The organism is Micromonospora sp. S4605 (genome assembly GCF_003176715.1).
GTDB lineage: Bacteria > Actinomycetota > Actinomycetes > Mycobacteriales > Micromonosporaceae > Micromonospora > Micromonospora echinaurantiaca.
This window is the reverse complement of the sequence record NZ_QGSW01000133.1, coordinates 18,704-37,890: the sequence shown is the minus strand read 5'-3', so window position 1 is coordinate 37,890 and position 19,187 is coordinate 18,704. Positions and strand designations below refer to the sequence as shown.

At 72.2% G+C, this 19,187-nt stretch carries 16 protein-coding genes and 1 tRNA gene; 6 read left to right on the top strand and 11 right to left on the bottom strand.

What is annotated here, in order from left to right:
• On the top strand, positions 1 to 1,537 hold a 1,537-nt coding region (locus DLJ47_RS09015), incomplete at its 5' end, for a hypothetical protein (protein WP_233257736.1).
• Between the two features lie 167 nt (positions 1,538 to 1,704).
• Here DLJ47_RS09015 and coaE read toward each other — a convergent pair.
• Both coaE and rpsA read right to left on the bottom strand, forming a co-directional pair.
• Positions 1,705 to 2,886 carry a dephospho-CoA kinase gene (gene coaE, locus DLJ47_RS09010; protein ID WP_109899603.1) on the bottom strand — a complete coding sequence of 394 codons (1,182 nt, stop codon included), beginning with the start codon at positions 2,884 to 2,886 and terminating at the stop codon, positions 1,705 to 1,707.
• Between the two features lie 479 nt (positions 2,887 to 3,365).
• Entirely contained in the window at positions 3,366 to 4,856 is a 1,491-nt protein-coding gene (rpsA, locus tag DLJ47_RS09000; RefSeq protein WP_088992858.1) for a 30S ribosomal protein S1, read from the bottom strand.
• A 628-nt stretch (positions 4,857 to 5,484) separates the two neighbouring features.
• Here rpsA and DLJ47_RS08995 point away from each other — a divergent pair.
• Genes DLJ47_RS08995 through DLJ47_RS08985 form a run of 3 tightly spaced genes read left to right on the top strand, consistent with a single transcriptional unit; the run spans position 5,485 to position 6,971 of the window.
• The gene (locus DLJ47_RS08995) at positions 5,485 to 6,294 is read left to right on the top strand and encodes a class I SAM-dependent methyltransferase (protein ID WP_109899600.1); all 810 of its coding nucleotides are present in this window, start codon (positions 5,485 to 5,487) and stop codon (positions 6,292 to 6,294) included.
• Positions 6,295 to 6,334: 40 nt separating this feature from the next.
• Positions 6,335 to 6,556 carry a DUF2945 domain-containing protein gene (locus DLJ47_RS08990; protein ID WP_088992856.1) on the top strand — a complete coding sequence of 74 codons (222 nt, stop codon included), beginning with the start codon at positions 6,335 to 6,337 and terminating at the stop codon, positions 6,554 to 6,556.
• Positions 6,543 to 6,971: a DUF3140 domain-containing protein gene (locus DLJ47_RS08985; RefSeq protein ID WP_109899599.1), complete on the top strand. Its 429-nt coding sequence runs from the start codon at positions 6,543 to 6,545 to the stop codon at positions 6,969 to 6,971. The genes DLJ47_RS08990 and DLJ47_RS08985 overlap by 14 nt, the downstream gene beginning before the upstream one ends.
• A gap of 30 nt (positions 6,972 to 7,001) precedes the next feature.
• Here the strand turns inward: DLJ47_RS08985 and polA are convergent, their stop codons facing one another.
• The 8 genes from polA to DLJ47_RS08945 form a co-directional block, all read right to left on the bottom strand.
• Positions 7,002 to 9,701 (bottom strand): DNA polymerase I, encoded by a 2,700-nt coding sequence (polA, locus tag DLJ47_RS08980; protein WP_109899598.1) that lies wholly within the window; start codon positions 9,699 to 9,701, stop codon positions 7,002 to 7,004.
• 123 nt (positions 9,702 to 9,824) lie between these two features.
• The gene (locus DLJ47_RS08975) at positions 9,825 to 10,538 is read right to left on the bottom strand and encodes an ABC transporter ATP-binding protein (RefSeq protein WP_109899597.1); all 714 of its coding nucleotides are present in this window, start codon (positions 10,536 to 10,538) and stop codon (positions 9,825 to 9,827) included.
• The gene (locus tag DLJ47_RS08970) at positions 10,525 to 11,466 is read right to left on the bottom strand and encodes an ABC transporter ATP-binding protein (protein ID WP_109899596.1); all 942 of its coding nucleotides are present in this window, start codon (positions 11,464 to 11,466) and stop codon (positions 10,525 to 10,527) included. The genes DLJ47_RS08975 and DLJ47_RS08970 overlap by 14 nt, the downstream gene beginning before the upstream one ends.
• Positions 11,459 to 12,616 carry a branched-chain amino acid ABC transporter permease gene (locus DLJ47_RS08965; RefSeq protein ID WP_109899595.1) on the bottom strand — a complete coding sequence of 386 codons (1,158 nt, stop codon included), beginning with the start codon at positions 12,614 to 12,616 and terminating at the stop codon, positions 11,459 to 11,461. Before DLJ47_RS08965 ends, DLJ47_RS08970 begins: the two co-directional genes overlap by 8 nt.
• Positions 12,613 to 13,596, bottom strand: coding sequence for a branched-chain amino acid ABC transporter permease (locus DLJ47_RS08960; RefSeq protein WP_088992850.1), 984 nt, complete (start codon positions 13,594 to 13,596; stop codon positions 12,613 to 12,615). The genes DLJ47_RS08965 and DLJ47_RS08960 overlap by 4 nt, the downstream gene beginning before the upstream one ends.
• 61 nt (positions 13,597 to 13,657) lie before the next feature.
• On the bottom strand, positions 13,658 to 14,806 hold the full coding sequence (locus tag DLJ47_RS08955; protein ID WP_109899594.1) for a branched-chain amino acid ABC transporter substrate-binding protein: 1,149 nt from the start codon (positions 14,804 to 14,806) through the stop codon (positions 13,658 to 13,660).
• Between the two features lie 340 nt (positions 14,807 to 15,146).
• Complete coding sequence (locus tag DLJ47_RS08950) at positions 15,147 to 16,325, bottom strand: hypothetical protein (protein ID WP_146228057.1); 1,179 nt, start codon at positions 16,323 to 16,325, stop codon at positions 15,147 to 15,149.
• A gap of 55 nt (positions 16,326 to 16,380) precedes the next feature.
• On the bottom strand, positions 16,381 to 17,001 hold the full coding sequence (locus DLJ47_RS08945) for an ANTAR domain-containing response regulator (protein ID WP_109899592.1): 621 nt from the start codon (positions 16,999 to 17,001) through the stop codon (positions 16,381 to 16,383).
• 98 nt (positions 17,002 to 17,099) lie between these two features.
• Here DLJ47_RS08945 and DLJ47_RS08940 point away from each other — a divergent pair.
• Positions 17,100 to 17,183 (top strand) — tRNA-Leu (locus tag DLJ47_RS08940).
• 32 nt (positions 17,184 to 17,215) lie between these two features.
• A complete protein-coding gene (locus DLJ47_RS08935; RefSeq protein WP_109899591.1) occupies positions 17,216 to 17,965 on the top strand; it encodes a transcriptional regulator in 750 nt (249 codons plus the stop codon).
• Between the two features lie 25 nt (positions 17,966 to 17,990).
• Here DLJ47_RS08935 and DLJ47_RS08930 read toward each other — a convergent pair whose 3' ends face one another.
• Positions 17,991 to 19,169: a trans-sulfuration enzyme family protein gene (locus tag DLJ47_RS08930; RefSeq protein ID WP_109899590.1), complete on the bottom strand. Its 1,179-nt coding sequence runs from the start codon at positions 19,167 to 19,169 to the stop codon at positions 17,991 to 17,993.
• Positions 19,170 to 19,187: the final 18 nt, after the last annotated feature.

Here is a 19,187-nt window from a genome sequence, read left to right as displayed (position 1 = left end):
GCGGGGAGCCGTGCCCGCCGCGGGATGGTCCGCCCGTACCACGCCCCCGGAGGCCGTGACGCCGGGCGCCGCCCGCCGGATCCTGAACCGGGACCAGGAGGCGATCCGACGGGTGCTGGACGGCGGGCCGGACCGGGTCCGACGCGGCCCGGGCGGCCTGCGCCGAGGTCTCGTCCGACGCCGCCGGACCACCCTCCTGGCGCTCGCCGTGGTCGCCACGGTCTCCGCCGCCGCGCTGGTCGCCGGGCTGCTGAGCTGGGCGCCCGATCCGCCGGAACAGGCCCGGACGCTGACCGCGGCGGAGCACGAGCGGCTCGCCGCCATGCGGGTCACCAACTACCGGGACCTGCGCTCCGGCCTGCACGTGACCACCGGCGACGGCGCGGCCCGCACCGAACTGATCGGCTGGGTGGACTGGTCCCGGCCGCTGGTCTACCTGGACGTGGGCGGGCCGGGCGCCGGTGCGGAGCGGGGCCTGCTCCAGGCCACGCCGACGGTGGTGCTGCTGCGTCCCGATCCCACCGCGGTGCCGACGCCCGCCCCGCCGCCGCTGGTCCCGCCGGCGGACCGCTGGCGGCTGCACGACCTGCCCGCCGGACACGGCCTCGCGCGGCTGCTCGACCTGCTCTTCCGCCTCGCCGCCGACCGTACCGAGCCGGCCGGCGCGACACCCGAGGCCGCACGCTGGTTGGGGCGGGACACCATCGGAGCGGAACCGGTGGACATCCTCCAGGCCCCACCGCCGAGCGGCCTGACCACCGCCGAGCACCCGCGCTACTGGCTCGACCAGTCCGCCCGGCTGCACCGGCTGGAAACCCGGCTGACCGACGTGGGTCCGGTGACGGTGCAGCTGAACCGCACCAACCGGCCCACCCTGCGCCCGGTCGACGCGCTGGGCGGGCGGCCCGGGCTGCCACGGGCCCTCACCGCCGCCGAGCAGGACCGGCTGAACCGCTTGGCGGGCCGGCTACGCGCCCGCGGCGGCGCCACCGTCACCCTGACCGCGCCGATCGGCACCGACACGAACCTGCGCGGCGCCGGCTGGTTGAGCTGGACCCGGCGCACCGCGTACCTGACGGTCGCCGACCTGGGCCGGCCGAACCGCCGTACGCTGCTGCACCACGGTCCCGCCGGCACCGCCCGGGCGGAACTGCCGGCCACCGCGGTGCCCGGCCCCGCCGAGACACCGGGCCGGCCACCGCTGCCCCGGCACAGGGACGGCTGGCGGGCCGGCCCGGCCCGGGCCGATGACCTCGACCTGCTGGTCGACGCCGCGCTGCGCGCCGGCGGCTCGGCCGGACAGCGCGGCCAAGCGGTACGGGTCCGGGGCGACAGCCTGGACGGCCGGACCGTGGACGTCGTCGAGCTGCGCGCCTCGCGGGCGCTGCTGCGCTACTGGATCGACCGGTCCGGGCTGCTGCGCCGGCTGGAGCTACGGACCCGGCCGGGCGCCTGGGCCCAGCTCGACCTGACGCCCGGCTCGGTGCCCCGGTGGACCGCCCCCGCACCGGGCCGCGCCCGCCCGGCCGACGGCTGAGCACGACCGACGGCTGAGCACGACCGACGGCTGAGCACGACCGACGGCTGCACGGCCGACGGCTGCACGGCCGACGCCTGTGCACGGGCGGCGACATCAGCAGACCGCCCGCGGGGTGGGCGCGCGGCGGCTGGGCAGGGCGGGTAGCGGCCGGGCGGCGCCCGTCGTCAGGGGCGCCAGCCGGTCTGCGCGGCCCACGCCTCGGCCCGCAGGTGCTCCTCGTCGAACCAGGGGTCCTTGGCGGTGCTGTAGGTGACGCTGTCCGGGGCGGCGGCGGCCAGGTCCCGCTTCAGCTGCAGGTACGCCGCCCGCTGGTCCGGGTCGGCACGCAGGTGGTCACGCATCAGCAGGGCGTACCGCCAGCCCGGCGAGTCCACCTCGCGGATGTGCAGGTAGACCGGGCGGGCCGGATCGGCGCTGCCGTGCAGCCGCTTGGGCCACCGAACGCTGCCGGGCGGGCGCGGGTTGTCCCACCACTCGCCGGGCAGCCGCGGAAAGCCGGCCTCGGCCAGCCGCTCGGCGAACGCGCCGTCCGCGTCGGCGAGGGTCGGCACGGCGAGCTGGATGTCGATCACGTCCTTGGCCGCGAGTCCGGGCACCGCGGTGGAGCCGATGTGGTCGATCCGCGGCTCGGCGGGGGCGAGCGCGTGCCGGATCCGGGCGGCCAGCCGGGCGTACTGCCGCGGCCAGGTCGGGTCGGCCTCGGTAAGCGCGACCCGCGCCGGCCGGACCACCCGCCGTTCGCGCAGGTTCGCCGCGAACGGCAGCAGCCGGTCGTACCAGAGCGCGTCGACGGCCGCGTGCAGGTCGGCCAGGCTGCCGTCGTTGCTCAGCAGCACGTCAGCTGCCGCTCGGCGGCGGGCGTCGTCGGCCTGCGCGGCGATCCGCCGCTCCGCCTCCGCCCGCTCCATCCCCCGGTCGCGGGCCAGCCGCTCCAACCGCAGCGCCACGTCCGTCTCCACCACGACCACCAGGTGGTACGTGGGTGCGAGCCCCACCTCGACCAGCAGCGGTACGTCGTTGACCACGATCGCGTCGGGTCCCGCCGCGGCGGCCAGTTCGGCGGTCCGGGCCCGGACCCGGGGGTGGGTGATCGCCTCCAGCCGGCGGCGGGCCGCCTCGTCGGCGAAGACCACCGCCCCGAGGGCCGCCCGGTCCAGCGCCCCGTCGGCGTCGAGCACCCGCTCGGAGAAGGCGGCGACGATCTCGGCCAGCCCCTCGGTGCCCGGCGCGACCACTTCCCGGGCGATCCGGTCGGAGTCGATCACCACCGCGCCGCGCTCGGCCAGCCGGGCCGCCACCGCGCTCTTGCCGGAGCCGATTCCTCCGGTCAGTCCCACCCTCAGCACGGCCACCAGTCAACCTGATCACGATCAGGCCGCCAAGTCGGGCCGCTCACCGCCCTTCCTCATCCCCGCCCTGCCGTGGGCACGCCTTCGCCCTCGTCCCGCACAGACCTGGGACCGGGTCATGAGCGTCGACGGCGCCCTCCCCCGCAAGATGGCGCACCATCCTGGTCGTAGTGGCATCCAGAACGCCCCGAGGCCACTACATCCAGGATCGAGCACGATCATCGAGGCGGGCGGGCCGGCACGGCAGACCAGGGGCCGGTCAACCGGACCGCCACCGGACGCCGCGGGCCCGGCGGGACGACGGGCCCGGGCGGCGGCACCACCAGCCCAGGCGGCGGCCCGACGGGCCCGGGCGACGGCGAGGCCCGCAGGAACGGCGGGACCGGGCGGGAGATGGGGCGGGGCGGGGACGGCGAGGGCCCCGCCCCCGGCGATCTCACGGATCGCGGGGACGGGGCCCGTCGTCGTTCAGCGGGTCACTTACCGCCGGCGAGCTTCTCCCGCAGCGCGGCGAGCGCCTCGTCGGTGGCCAGGGTGCCGGCCGGCTCCTCGGCCTGCCGGCTCGGGGCCGGGGTGGTCGAGGTGGCGCCGCCACCGGTGACCGCCGGAGCCGGGTTGGCAGCGGCCTCGGCGTCGGCGGCCCGGGAGGTCTGCACCTGCTTGGTGTGGGCCTCCCAGCGCTGACGCGCCTCGGCGTACTGCTGCTCCCAGGTCTCGCGCTGCTTCTCGTACCCCTCGAGCCACTCCCCGGTCTCCGGGTCGAAGCCCTCCGGGTAGATGTAGTTGCCCTCGGCGTCGTAGGTCGCGGCCATGCCGTAGAGGGTCGGGTCGAAGTGCTCCTCGCCCTCGACGAAGCCCTCGTTGGCCTGCTTGAGCGACAGCGAGATCCGGCGACGCTCCAGGTCGATGTCGATGACCTTGACCATGACCTCGGAGCCGACCTGGACGACCTGCTCCGGGATCTCCACGTGGCGCTCGGCCAGCTCGGAGATGTGGACCAGGCCCTCGATGCCGTCGTCCACCCGGACGAAGGCGCCGAACGGCACCAGCTTGGTGACCTTACCCGGCACGATCTGCTGGATCGCGTGGGTGCGGGCGAACTGCCGCCACGGGTCCTCCTGGGTCGCCTTCAGCGACAGCGAGACCCGCTCGCGGTCCAGGTCGACGTCCAGGACCTCGACCTCGACCTCCTGGCCCACCTCGACGACCTCGGACGGGTGGTCGATGTGCTTCCAGGAGAGCTCGGAGACGTGCACCAGACCGTCCACGCCGCCGAGGTCGACGAACGCGCCGAAGTTGACGATCGAGGACACGACGCCCTTGCGGACCTGGCCCTTCTGGAGCTTGTTGAGGAACTCGGTGCGCACCTCGGACTGCGTCTGCTCCAGCCAGGCCCGGCGGGACAGGACCACGTTGTTGCGGTTCTTGTCCAGCTCGATGATCTTGGCCTCGAGCTCGCGGCCGACGTACGGCTGCAGGTCACGCACGCGCCGCATCTCGACCAGGGAGGCGGGCAGGAAGCCACGCAGCCCGATGTCGAGGATGAGGCCACCCTTGACCACCTCGATGACCGAGCCGCGGACGACACCGTCCTCGTCCTTGATCTTCTCGATGGTGCCCCACGCCCGCTCGTACTGCGCGCGCTTCTTCGAGAGGATCAGACGCCCCTCCTTGTCCTCCTTCTGGAGGACAAGGGCCTCGATGTGGTCGCCGACCGAAACCACCTCGGCCGGGTCCACGTCGTGCTTGATCGACAGCTCCCGAGAGGGGATGACGCCCTCGGTCTTGTAGCCGATGTCGAGCAGGACCTCGTCCCGATCGACCTTGACGACGGTGCCTTCGACAATGTCGCCGTCGTTGAAGTACTTGATGGTCTCGTCGATCGCGGCGAGGAAAGCTTCCTCGGAGCCGAGGTCGTCGACGGTGACCTTGGTGGCGCTCGAGGGGGCCTCGATGCTGCTCGTCATGTGGGCGGTTGCTCCGGTCGGATGATGTGTCATCGCAGGCTTGCGTCGCGGTGACCTGTTCGCGCCAGCGGATCCGTCGCCGGGCACACCGAACGATCGCCAAGTGAGATCCTGATGTGGCTCCGGAGACCGCGCACCTGCTCCCTGCCGAGGCACACGATCCGCGAGCGCATCGTCTAGCCTACCGTGCGCATTACCACAGCGTGCAAGCCCTCCCGTCTCCTCGCCGCCTGGTGACCTGCGAAAGCCGAGAAATCGCCCGGAAAGCACCACGACTGTCTCGTCCGTCACAGCAGCCCCATCGGCCTCCGGGTCGACTCGGGCTCGTCCGCCCGGAGCCGGTCCCTCGGCCGCCCCGACCGCCGGCCCGGACCGTCCGGCCGACGGCCCTCCGGGTCCACCCGCCGGCCCGCGCCCCGGCCACCGCCGATCGTCTGCCCGCCGCCACGAGGCCGCCCTCCGAGTGCCCGGGTATCCGGCCGCCGACCGTCCCGGTCCGCCCGACCCGCCGGCCGGACGACCGGCGGGAACCGGCGCACCCCGCGGCCGGTCGCGGTCCGTGCTCGGCCGGCGTCGGTGGTACGAGCCCGAGCGCCGGGTCGCCGACGCCGGGGCCTAGCGTGAGCGGGTGGATGACGACAGCCGGGTGACCCGCCGCCGGGTCGGCGACGCCGAGGCCCGCCGGGCCAACCGCCGCTGGTGGGACGCGGACGCCGACGACTACCAGGCCGAGCACGGTGCCTTCCTCGGCGACGTCGACTTCGTCTGGTGCCCGGAGGGGGTGCGCGAGGCCGACGTGGAGCTGCTCGGCGAGCTGACCGGTCGCCGGGTGCTGGAGCTGGGCTGCGGCGCGGCCGCCGCGGCCCGCTGGCTGGCCACCCAGGGCGCCCGGCCGGTCGCCCTGGACCTCTCCGCCGGCATGTTGCGGCACGCCGCGCTCGCCGCCGCGCGCACCGGCGTACGGGTGCCGCTGGTGCAGGCCGACGCGCTGGCCCTGCCCTTCGCCGACCAGGCGTTCGACACCGCCTGCACGGCGTTCGGCGCGATCCCGTTCGTGGCCGACTTGGCGGCGGTGATGCGCGAGGTGTTCCGGGTGCTGCGCCCTGGCGGCCGCTGGGTGTTCTCGGTCACCCACCCGATGCGGTGGATCTTCCTCGACGATCCGGGCGAGGGTGGGCTGACCGCCGTGCACTCGTACTTCGACCGCTCGCCGTACGTGGAGCAGGACGAGACCGGCACGGCCACCTACGTCGAGCAGCACCGCACCCTCGGCGACCGGATCCGCGAGCTGGTCGGCGCCGGGTTCCGCCTGCTCGACCTGGTGGAACCGGAGTGGCCGGAGGGACACGAGGGGATCTGGGGGCAGTGGAGCCCGCTGCGCGGCCGCCTCTTCCCCGGCAGCGCGATCTTCGTCGCCGAGAAGCCGGCCCACCGGTAGCCGCCCGTTTCCGGCCACCGGCGCCGGGTAGCCAGGGCGTATGGCCGAGAAGAGGGAATTCCGTGAGGGCGACCACGTCTCCTGGGCCAGTCACAGCGGCCGGGCGTACGGAGTGGTGAAGGAGAAACTCATCGACCGGACGCACGTGCGCGGGCACGCCGTGAACGCGTCCCCGGAGCACCCGCAGTACCGGATCCGCAACGACGACTCGGGCCGGGACGTCGCCCACCGACCGGAGGTGCTTCGCCATGAGCCGAAGTGAGGACCCGCAGCAGACGTACCAGGAGTTCACCGAGGCGGTGAACATGAAGCCCGGTGAGCTGAAGTCCTGGCTGGAGACCGACGAGTCCAAGCACGTCGGTTGGCGCAAGACCACCAAGGGCGGCGAGTCGGTGGGCCACGAATCGGGCCGCCGGATCATCGACCTGCTGCGCCGCAAGCGCGGCGAGCTCTCCGAGACCGACTACCGGCACATGCGCAAGGTCGTCGGGTACGTGCGGCGGCACATGGCGCAGCGGCCCAGCGGCGACGTGCGCGACACCCGGTGGCGGTACTCGCTGATGAACTGGGGGCACGACCCGCTCAAGGCGCCGCTTCCGGCGCCGGGTGGCCGGTCCCGGCAGGCCCTGGAGCGGCACGGCAAGCCACCGAAGGCGCGCCGCGGCCCGGGCCGCTGACCGGGCGGAGTGCCCGGCGGGCGTCGCGGGTCAGTGGTCGGCGCTGTTCCAGTCGCGGCCCTCACCGACGGACACCTCCAGCGGCACCGACAGCGGGTACGCCCCACCCATCTCGCGCCGCACCAGCGCCTCCAGCGCCTCCCGCTCGCCCGGGGCCACCTCGAAGACCAGCTCGTCGTGCACCTGCAGCAGCATCCGGGAGCGCAGCCCGGCCTCGCGCAGCGCGGTCTCCACGTGCAGCATGGCGACCTTGATGATGTCGGCCGCGGAGCCCTGGATCGGGGCGTTGAGCGCCATCCGCTCGGCGATCTCCCGGCGCTGCCGGTTGTCGCTGACCAGGTCGGGCAGGTAGCGCCGACGGCCCAGGATGGTGGAGGTGTAGCCGTCGTGCCGGGCCCGAGCGACCACCTCGTGCAGGTAGTCGCGTACCCCGCCGAACCCGGCGAAGTAGTTCTCCATCAGCCCGCGCGCCTCCTCGGTGCTGATCCCGAGCTGCTGGGAGAGGCCGAACGCGCTCAGCCCGTACGCCAGGCCGTAGTTCATCGCCTTGATCTTGCGACGCTGGTCGGCGGTGACCTCGGCGACCGGGACGTCGAACACCGACGAGGCGGTGGCGGCGTGGAAGTCGGCCCCGGAGTTGAACGCGTCGATCAGCGCCTCGTCCGACGACAGGTGCGCCATGATCCGCATCTCGATCTGGCTGTAGTCGGCGGTGAGCAGGCACTCGTAGCCCTCGCCCACCACGAAGGCGCGGCGGATCCGCCGCCCCTCCTCGGTGCGGATCGGGATGTTCTGCAGGTTGGGCTCGGTCGAGGAGAGCCGGCCGGTGGCCGCCACCGTCTGGTTGAAGGTGGTGTGGATCCGGCCGTCGTCGGAGACCGACTTGAGCAGCCCGTCCACCGTGGACTTCAGCTTGGCCACGTCCCGGTGGCGCAGCAGGTGCGCCAGCACCGGGTGCGGGTTCTGCGCGTAGAGCCACTGCAGGGCGTCGGCGTCGGTGGTGTAGCCGGTCTTGATCTTCTTGGTCTTGGGCAGCCCCAGCTCGCCGAAGAGGATCTCCTGTAGCTGCTTGGGCGAGCCCAGGTTGAACTCCCGCCCGACCGCCGCGTACGCGCCCTGCGCGGCGGCCTTCACCTCGGCCGCGAAGTGCGCCTCCAGCTCCGACAGGTAGTGCGTGTCGGCGGCGATGCCGGTGCGCTCCATCCCGGCCAGCACCCGCATCAGCGGGAGCTCCACCCCGGCCATCAGCCGGGCCGACTGCTCGCCGTCGCGGGACAGCTCGGCGTCGATCGCGTCGGCCAGGTCGAGGGTGGCCCGGGCCTGGAGCATCAGGTTCTGCTCGACCGCACCCTCGTCGCCCAGCCCGTCGAGGGTCAGCTGGCCGTCGTCCGGCGCGTCGACCCGCAGCTCGCGGTGCAGGTAGCGCAGCGCCAGATCGGTCAGGTCGTAGGAGCGCTGGTCGGGGCGGGCCAGGTAGGCCGCGATCTGGGTGTCGCGGACGATGCCCTCCAGCGACCAGCCGTGCGCCGCGAAGGCGAGCACTGCCGGCTTGCTGTCGTGCAGCACCTTGGGCCGCTCGGCGTTGGCCAGCCAGCCGGCGAGCGCCGCCTCGTCGCCGGCGTCCAACCGGGCCGGGTCGACCCAGGCCGCCGCCCCGCCGGCGGTAGCCAGCGCCAGGGCGGTCACCGTGGCCGTGTGCCGCCGGTTGGGGCCGGTGTCCAGCGTGACCGCCAGGCCGACCGGGGTGCCGGCCGGGGCGTGCGCGCCCAGCCAGCGGGTCAGCGCGCCCGGCTCGGTGAGCACCTCACCGGCCAGGTCGAACCCGGCCTCGGCCTCCGGCTCCACCGCCTCCAGGTACTGGTAGAGCCGGTCGCGCAGGATCCGGAACTCGAGAGTGTCGAAGACCTGGTGCACCGCCTCGCGGTCCCAGCCGGCCCAGCGGGCGTCCTCCGGGCGCAGCGGCAGCTCCAGGTCGGAGACCAGACAGTTGAGCTCGTAGTTGCGGATCACCCGGGACAGCTGGGCCCGCAGGTTGTCGCCGGCCTTGCCCTTGATCTCGTCGGCGTGGGCGACCACGCCCTCCACGCCGCCGTACAGGTTGATCCACTTGGCCGCGGTCTTGTCGCCGACCCCGTCGACGCCGGTCAGGTTGTCGCTGTCCTCGCCCTTGAGCGCCGCCAGGTCGCGGTAGCGCTCCGGCAGGACGCCGTACTTGGCCTCGACCGCCGCCGGGTCCATCCGGGCCAGGTCGGAGACGCCCTTGCGCGGATAGAGCACGGTGACCCGGTCGCCGACCAGCTGCAACGCGTCCCGGTCGCCGCTGCTGATCAGCACCTCCATGCCCTGGTCGCGGGCCTGGCAGGCGAGGGTGGCGATGACGTCGTCGGCCTCGTAGCCCTCCTTCTCCACCACCGGAACCCGCAGCGCGGCGAGGACCTCCTTGATCAGGCTGACCTGGCCCTTGAAGTCGGTCGGCGTCTCCTTGCGGCCGGCCTTGTACTCGGCGTACTTCTCGGTGCGGAAAGAGCGGCGGGAGACGTCGAAGGCGACGACGATGTGGGTGGGCTGCTCGTCGCGAAGCACGTTGATCAGCATCGAGGTGAAGCCGTAGACCGCGTTGGTCGGCTGCCCGGTCGTGGTGGCGAAGTTCTCCACCGGCAGGGCGTGGAAGGCCCGGTATGCCATCGAGTGTCCGTCGACGAGGAGCAGGCGCGGGGTCGTAGCTGTCACGCAGGCGACTCTAGTCCGTACGTCCGACATCCCCGACCCGGCGGCACCGCGCCCGGGCGGGAAAACGCCGGCGGCCGCCCGCCCCCTCGCGGGAACGGACGGCCGCCGGCGCTACCGCGCGGGTCAGGCCACGCCGAGGTACGCCTCCTTGACCGCCGGGTCGTGCAGCAGGTCCTGACCGGACCCCTCCTTCACGATCCGACCGGTCTCCAGCACGTACCCCCGGTGCGCCCGGGACAGCGCCTGCTGGGCGTTCTGCTCCACCAGCAGGACCGTGGTGCCCTGCTGGTTGATCTCCACGATGATGTCGAAGATCTGCCGGATCACCATCGGGGCCAGGCCCATCGACGGCTCGTCCAGCAGCAGCAGCTTCGGCCGGCTCATCAACGCCCGGCCGACCGCGAGCATCTGCTGCTCGCCGCCGGAGAGCGTGCCGCCGGCCTGCTTGCGCCGCTCGGCCAGCCGCGGGAACAGGGTCAGCACCCGGTCCAGGTCGGCGGCGATGCCGGCGGAGTCCCGCCGGGTGTACGCCCCCATGTCCAGGTTCTCCATCACCGTCATGCCGGGAAAGATCTGCCGGCCCTCCGGGGACTGGCACAACCCCCGGACCACCCGCAGGTCGGCCCGGAGCTTGCTGATGTCCTCCCCGTTGAAGGTGATCTTTCCGGCGGAGAGCGCACGGGTGCCGGAAATGGCCCGCATGGTGGTGGTCTTGCCGGCGCCGTTCGCGCCGATCAGGGCCACCACCTCACCCTCGTTGACGGTGAGGCTGATGCCGTGCAGCGCCTCGATCCGGCCGTAGGCGACGGTGACGTTCTCGAGCTCAAGCAGCGTCATCGGTGGACTCCCCCAGGTAGGCCGCGATCACCTTCGGATCCCGGCTGACCTCGGCCGGCGCGCCATCGGCGATCTTCCGGCCGAACTCCAGCACCACGATCCGGTCGGTGACCCCCATGACCAGCCGCATGTCGTGCTCGATGAGCAGCACGGTCAGGCCCTTGTCACGGATCTTGCGGATCAGGGCGAGCAACTCCTCCTTCTCCGCCGGGTTGAAGCCGGCGGCCGGCTCGTCCAGGCAGATCAGCTTCGGCTCGGTGGCCAGCGCCCGGGCGATCTCCAACCGGCGCTGGTAGCCGTACGGCAGGTTGCGCGCCGCGTCGTTGGCCCGGTCGGCGATGCCGACGAAGCGCAACAGCTCCATCGCCTTGGCCTCGGCCGCCCGCTCCTCCAGGATGTGCCGGGACAGGCCGAAGGTCTTGGCGAAGCTGCGCCGCACCTCCTGCCACGTCCGCGCGATCCCGGCCTCCGCCGTGACCTGCGGCAACTCCTCCGGCTTCGGCCGCACCCGGTAGAGGCGGAACAGCGCACCGGGGACGCTGGTCTTGTGCCGGGAGTCCGTCCCGACCATGACGTTCTCCAGCGCCGTCATCTCCGGGAACAGCCGGATGTTCTGGAACGTCCGGGAGATGCCCATTCGGCTGATCTGGTGCGGCTTGCGGCCGGTCACCCGCTCCCCGCGGAACCGCACCGCTCCCGAGGTCGGCTTGTACACCCCGGTCATCACGTTGAACGTGGTGGTCTTGCCGGCGCCGTTCGGACCGATCAGGCCGAGGATCTCGCCCTCGTTGATCTGGAAGTTGATCCCGTCGAGGGCGACCACGCCGCCGAACCGCAGCGTGACGTTGTCGACCTCGAGCAGCACGGGCCGCGGCCCGGACTGGGTCGGGATCTTCGGCGCCGTCGTGCTGGTGGTCTGGTCAGACATGAGCGGGCGCCTCCTCTGCCTCCGCCGCGCGGTCCTGCAACTCGCGGGCCCGCCGCCGGCTGGGGATCAGACCCTGCGGGCGCAGGACCATCACCAGCACCATGGCCAGACCGAAGGCCAGCCACCGGTAGTCGGCGACCTCCCGGAACCGCTCCGGCAGGTACGCCAGCAGCACCGCGCCCAGCGACACGCCGACCATGTTGCCGGAGCCACCGACCACGACCATCGCCACGAACAGGATCGACAGGTTCACGTTGAACTGGGTCGGGTCGATGAACGCGTACCGGCTGGCGAACAGGAAGCCGGACAGGCCACCCAGCGCCGCGCCGATGGCGAACGCCCACAGCTTGAACTTGAACGGGTACACGCCCATCACGGCGGCGGCGTCCTCGTCCTCGCGGACCGCCAGCCAGGACCGGCCGACCCGGCTGTGCTCCAGCCGACGCACCGCGAACACCATCACCAGCACCAGCGTCAACGCCAGCCAGTACCACGGCTTCACGTCCACCAGGCCGAAGACCCCGTTGTCCGCCGACGGCGGCCCCTCCGGGCCGGGAATCGCCGAGATGCCCTGCGGGCCGTTGGTGACGTTCTCCAGGTTCCGCGCGACGATCCGGATGATCTCGCCGAAGCCCAGCGTGACGATCGCCAGGTAGTCACCGCGCAGCCGCAGCGTCGGCCAGCCCAGCAGCACCCCGGAGATCAGCGCCAGCACCAGCGCGATGAACGCGCAGACCGCCCACGTGACCGCCCAGGTCTCGGGCAGGTCGAACTCCCGCTGGAACCACTTGACCACCGGCGAGTTCACCGACCCGAACAGCGCCACGGCGTACGCGCCGATGGCGAAGAAGCCGATGTAGCCGAGGTCGAGCAGGCCGGCCAGACCGATCACGACGTTCAGGCCGATCGCCACCAGCACGTAGATGGCGCAGGTGAAGAGCACACCGGCCCAGTTGCTGCCGCCGGAGATCGAGTCGGTCCGCAGCCAGGTCAGGCCCGGGATGCCGAGCAACGGCAGGTAGTAGAGGAACACCACGAAGGCGACGAACCCCAGGCCCCGCTGCCACTTCGGCAGCGCACGCCACCGGTCACCGACCGCGTGCAGGGCGCTCACCCGACCGCGGTCCAGGTCCCTGATCTTGTCGATCATGCTCGGGCCCTCCCCAGCGACTCGCCCAGCAGACCGGTCGGACGGAACATCAGCACCACGATCAGCACGATGAAGGCGATGACGTCCTCCCAACTGGACTTGAAGAGCGTGGCGCCGTAGACCTCGACGATGCCGAGGACCAGCCCGCCGAGCAGCGCACCGCGCAGATTGCCGATGCCACCGAGCACGGCCGCGGTGAACGCCTTGAGGCCGAGCACGAAGCCGATGCTGCTCTGCGTGAAGCCGAACCGCATGCTCCACAGCAGAGCCGCGGCGCCGGCCATGATCCCGCCGAGCACGAAGATCAGCATGATCACGCGCTCCTGGTTGACCCCCATCAGGGCCGCGGTCTCCGGGTTCTGGGCCACCGCCCGCACGCCCCGGCCATACCGGGTGCGGTTGATGAACCAGTCCAGCACCGCCATCATCACCACGGCGGCCACGAAGACGATCAGCTGGATGTTGGTGATCGCCGTGCCCGCGATCGTGAACAGCGTCTTCTGCTCGATGATCGTCGGCATGCCGAGGATGATCCGCTCGCGGGCGAACATCGAGGGCACCAGGTCACCCAGGAGCCTCGGCAGCACCAGGCCGAAGACCTCGACCAGCACCAGCGACAGGCCGATCGCGGTGATCAGGAAGATGAGCGGCGGCGCGTTCTTGCGCCGCAGCGGCCGGTACGCGATGCGCTCGATCGCGAGGGCGGTGCCGCCGGAGGCGAGCGCCGCGACGATCAGGCCGAGCACCAGGAAGAGCACCGCCTGGCCGATCGGCGGGTTGTTCTCCACGCCGAACGCGGTCCACAGTCCGAGCACCGCGAAGGTGCCCACCATGAACACCTCGGAGTGAGCAAAGTTGATCAGGCGCAGGACGCCGTAGACGAGGGTGTAGCCCAGGGCGATCAGTGCGTAGATCGCTCCTTTGGACAGTCCGTCGACGGTGTGCTGGCCGATGTGGCCGAAGAGGTCGTCGAAATTCACCGGGGTCTCCTTGCATCGAGTACGGCCGGGGCGAACACCCCGGCCGTACTCCGTGCTGTCGTCAGCTGAGCTTGAGCTCCTGCAGCGGCTCGAACGCCGTGCCCTTGATCTGGTACGACCAGATGACGACCTTGGACGGGTCGACGTCGCCGTTGTCGGCGAACTTGATGTACTTCGACACGCCCTGCTTGTCATAGGCCTTCACGTAGGCCAGGATGTCGGCCCGGCTCTTCTTGCCGTCCTTGAACGCGTCCACGAAGATCTGCGCGGCGTCGAAGCCCTCAGCACCGTAGGAACCCGGCGCCTGGCCGTACTCCTTCTGGTAGTCCGCGGAGAAGGTGCCACCGGCCTTGTCGGCCGGGAGGCACGGGCAGGTGATGATCGAGCCCTCGGCACCGCCGGAGGCACCCTGCGGGAACGCCGGGTCGTAGAGACCGTCCGGGCCGACGAACTTGGCCTGGACACCCGCCTGGCGCATCTGGCGCACCAGCGGAGAAGCCTCACGGGTGTAGCCGCCGTAGAAGACGTAGTCGGCGCCCGCGGCCTTGATCTTCGAGATCGTCGCGTCGAACTGCGACTGCCGCTCCTGGATCTTGTCGCTGCCGGCGAGCGCGGTACCGAGGTTCTTGGTCAGCTCGGCGGTGATGCCAGCGCCGTACGCGCTGCCGTCGTCGATGAGGAAGACCTTCGTCGCGTTCTGCGCCTTCAGGTACGTCGACACCGCGCCGGCCTGGGTGCCGTCGTTGCCGACCACCCGGAAGAACGACTTGTTGCCCTTCTGGGTCAGGTCGGTCCGGGTCGCCGACGGGGCCACCATCGCCATGCCCGCGGCCTCGTAGACCGGCATCGTCGCGTCCGACTCGCCGGAGAAGTGACCGCCGATGACGCCGAGGAACGACGCGTCGCCCGCGACCTGGTTGGCGACCGGGGTCGCCTGGGCCGGGTCACCCTGCGTGTCGAACTCGACCATCTCGACCTTGCAGTTCGGGTTCTTCTCGTTGTGCTGCTTCACGGCGAGCTTCGCGCCGTTCAGCGACGGGATCACCAGACCCGCGTTGTCACCGGTGAACGCGCCGAAGATCGCGATCTTGCCGCCGCAGTCGCCGGACGCGGTGCCGCCATCGCCACCCGAGTCCTGGCAACCTGCTGCGACAACCAGGGTCGCGGCGAGCGCGGCGGTGCCGAGCGCCCGTACATAGCTTCGCCTCACGGCTTCCTGACCTCCTCCAGATGCGGGCCCGACCAACCCCGACCAACGGGGACAGCCAGCAACCCGCAGTTCCACCCACCCCGCAGGGACGCCCCCTGCGTTACGGCTCGTGATGGCGGAGCGTACCGACACTCATACCGTCTCGGAAGGCCTGGAGCCGGGGTCTGCGAAACCGTTACGAAGGCGCACGGGATCCAAGCATTTGCCGTAACAGGTCAATCCCCTGACCGGTCCTTAGACGGTTGGCTGACCGAATCGCGGGACGGCGCGACCCCGAACCGCCGCCCGGTTCCCGGCCGATCAGTGACCCGAATCGATCACCCGACGACCGGCGTACCGCTCACCCCGGCGCCGGCCCGGCCGGCGCCGACCAGAACCCGCTGCGGGTGCCGTCGTCCACCGCCAGCCACCAGCGCTCCCCCACCGCCAGCACGCTGACGTCCCGGTCCGCCCCGGCCGGCAACCCCGTCGCCGGGACCACCTCGTGCCACGAGCCGCCGAGGTCGGACGACGTCCACAGGCTGTGCCGCGCCCCGTCGGAGACCGCGGCCACCAGCCGACCGCCGGCCGCGCCCAGCGAACTCACCGACGGCACCCCGCCCGCGCCCAGCGCACCGAAGCCACCCGCCGCCACCCAGTCACCGCCCGGCGACTGCCGCCACGCGCCGAACGTCCGGCCGCGCAACCCCACCGCGACCGCCGTGTCGCCGGCCAGCACGACCCGCTGCAACTCCTCGTGGTCGGCGCTGCCCGGTAGCGTCGTCCGCCGCCAGGACCGCCCGTCCGCCGACGTCCACGCCGCCGGGTCCCGGTCGATCCGGCCCGCCGGCAGCACGCCGCCCACCGCCAGCCAACCCCCCGGACCCGCCACCGCGTCGAACGCCCAGCTCACCCCACGGGCGTCGGACGCCAGCTCCGGCGCGCCCTCGATCAGCACGAAGTCCGCCGCGTCCGGCGACACCCAGGCCGCCGCGCCGCTGGACCGGTTGCCCACGATCAACCAACCCGCCGGGCCGCCGGCCAGCCGCGCCACGTTGATCGCCTTCGGCCCGCCGTACGTCTCGAACGACGCCGCCACCTCGACCAGCGCGCCGTCGTCACGCTGCCGCCAGGTGCTCACCCGCGGATAGCCGTGCGCGCCGCCGACCTTCGCCCCCACCACGGCGGCCACCCCGTCCCGGCAACCGACCGAGTAGAGCACGTTCTGCTTGCCGTAGAAGGAATCCGCGACGATCGGCAGCGACGTCCACGACGAGCCGTCCCCGCTCGTCCAGGCCGCCGGCCGGGTCGCGCCCGCGGCGTCGGCCACCCCGCCGACCACGTACCACCGGCCGGCGCAGGCGACCGCGTCGCGCAGCAGGAGCCGCCCCGGCGGACCCGGCGGCGCCGGCAGGGTCACCTGCTGCCAGGCCGGACTGACCGGCTGCGGGTTGTCGCGGTCGCGCTCGGTGCTGCCCTGGCAACCGGCGAGCAGCAGGGCGAACCCGCCCAGCACCGCCATCCACCGCCGACCACGCATGGATCCGATGCTATCGATCACCGGGCGGGCGCGGTGCCCCCCGAACCGGCGTACCTCAGGTGCTCGGCTGGGCCAGCTCGCCGCCGGCGGTCTCGGCGAGGATCCGCTCGGCGACCTCCTTCATGGTCATCCGGTGGTCCATCGCGGTGCGCTGGATCCACTTGAACGCCTGCGGCTCGGTCATCCCGTACGTCGTCATCAGCGCGCCCTTGGCGCGCTCGACCGTCTTGCGGATCTCCAGCCGGTCGGTCAGCCCGGCGACCTCCGCCTCCAGCGCGGCGATCTCGGAGTAGCGGGAGAGCGCGATCTCCACCGCCGGGACCAGGTCGCTCTTCTGGAAGGGCTTCACCAGGTACGCCATCGCGCCGGCCGCCCGGGCCCGCTCCACCAGGTCCCGCTGGCTGAACGCGGTCAGGATGATCACCGGGGCGATCCGGGCACCGGCGATCCGCTCGGCGGCGGCCAGCCCGTCCATGATCGGCATCTTGATGTCGAGGATGACCAGGTCCGGCTTGAGCTCCTCGGCGAGCCGGACGGCGGTCTCGCCGTCGCCGGCCTCCCCCACCACCTCGTAGCCCTCTTCGGCCAGCATCTCGGCGAGGTCCAGCCGGATGAGCGCCTCGTCCTCGGCGATCAGTACCCGCCTGCGCTCGGCATCCGTCTGCGTCTCGGCCACGAGCCCTACCCCCACCATCGATCTCGGCACGGCTACCACCCATGCTCCCGCATGAGCCTAGTCGGGTACAGTGAGCGACACCCGCCCGAGGGGCGGATGCCGGGATGGAGGAATCGGCAGACTCGGATGCCTCAAAAGCATCTGCCCGAGAGGGCGTGCGGGTTCAAGTCCCGCTCCCGGCACTTCTGTCATACACCTGTTCGATGATCCGGGTGTGCATCCACCTCAATTACGGACGCGCGCCCGCGCTCTCCGCGCCCGTGGCGACAACATCCGCTCGATAGCCCGCACGCTTTCCCTGCCCTACACGACGGTCTGGCACTGGTGCGTCGACCGGCCGGAACCCGCCGTCGTCGGCACCGCTGCCCGGTGCTTCCGCTGCTCCCCCGCCGTCGAGAATGAGACAGATCCCGCCGCCTACGCCTACCTGCTCGGCCTGTACCTCGGCGACGGGCACCTGGTCACCTCGGACCGGGTGCCGGTGCTGCGCATCTACTGCTCCGACTCGTGGCCGCATCTCATCGAGGCGTGCGAGAGCGCCATGCGAGCGGTGCTGGCGAACAAGGTCCAGCGCATACAGAAGCGCGGCTGCGTCGCGGTGCAAAGCACCGGCAAGCACTGGCCATGCTTGTTCCCCCAGCACGGCCCGGGCAAGAAGCACCAACGGCCGATCGTCCTCGCCGACTGGCAGCGGGAGATCGTCACCGCGCACCCCGGTCATTTCCTGCGTGGGCTGTTCCACTCCGACGGCAGCCGGTTTACCAACCGGGTCACCGTCCGTGGCAGGGAGTACGTCTATCCGCGCTACATGTTCTCCAACCGGTCCACCGACATCATGTCGCTGTGTCAGTGGGCACTCGACCTGCTCGGAATCGCGTGGCGCATGAACCTTCCGTGGTCGCTGTCGGTGGCTCGGCGGGAGGCGGTCGCGGCCTTGGACCGGCACGTCGGCCCAAAGTCTTGACCTGGGGCGAAGGCCCGATCGCCGGTCAGCCGAGTTCGGCGAGCGCCCGGGCGAGGTCGTCGCGCAGGTCCTCCGGGTCCTCCAGGCCGACGGAGACGCGCAGCAGCCCGCCGTCGGGCTTGGCCTCCCCTTCGACCGGGCGGTGGGTCAGCGAGGCCGGGTGCTGGATGAGCGTGTCGACGCCGCCGAGCGAGACCGCGTGGGTGATCAGCCGGCAGGCGTTGGCCACGGTGGCCGCGGCGGGGGCGCCGCCGCGTACCTCGAAGGCGAGCAGGCTGCCGGTGCCGGTCAGCTGTCGGCCGACGAGGCCGGCGGGGTCGTGCAGCGAGGGGTGGTGCACGCGGACGACGGCGGGGTGGTCGGCGAGCCAGCCGGCGAGTTTCTCGGCGCCGGCCTGCTGGGCGCGTACCCGGACCGGGAGGGTCTGCAGGCCGCGGTGCAGCAGGTAGCCGCCGAGCGGGTGCAGGATGGCGCCGGTGAGGGCGCGGACCTGGCGCAGCCGGGTGGCCCAGCCGGTGTCGCAGGCGACGACGCCGGCGAGGACGTCGCCGTGGCCGCCGATGCTCTTGGTGGCGCTGTGCAGGACGAGCGCGGCGCCGTGCCGGGCGGGTTGCTGGAGCACCGGGGTGGCGACGGTGTTGTCGACGAGCAGCGGTACGTCGCCGGCGGCGTGGGCGACGCCGGCGATGTCGACGAGGTCGAGGGTGGGGTTGGCCGGCGTCTCGAGGATCACGAGTGCGGTGTCGGGGCGGACGGCGGCGGCGACCTCGTGCGGGCGGGCCCAGGTGACGGTGGTGCCGAGCAGGCCGGTGGCGAGGACGTGGTCGGTGCCGCCGTAGAGGGGGCGGACGGCGACGACGTGGCGGCGGCCGTCGGAGGTGGCGGCGAGCAGGGTGGCGGTGAGGGCGGCCATGCCGCTGGCGAAGGCGACGGCTTCGGCGGTGCCTTCGAGGCTGGCGAGGGCGGTCTCGAAGCGGGCCACGGTGGGGTTCCACAGCCGCTGGTAGACGGCGCTGGCGCCGGGCGGGAGGGTGCCGCCGGTGGCGAGGGTCTCGTAGGCGTCGCCGCCGGCGTCGACCGAGGGCAGCGGGTTGGTGGTGGAGAGGTCGATCGGGGGTACGTGGACGCCGAGGGCGGCGAGGTCGTCGCGGCCGGCGTGCACGGCTCGGGTGTCCACGGTCGTCATGCGGAGAGCATCGAACATCACGCCAATCTCTAGCAA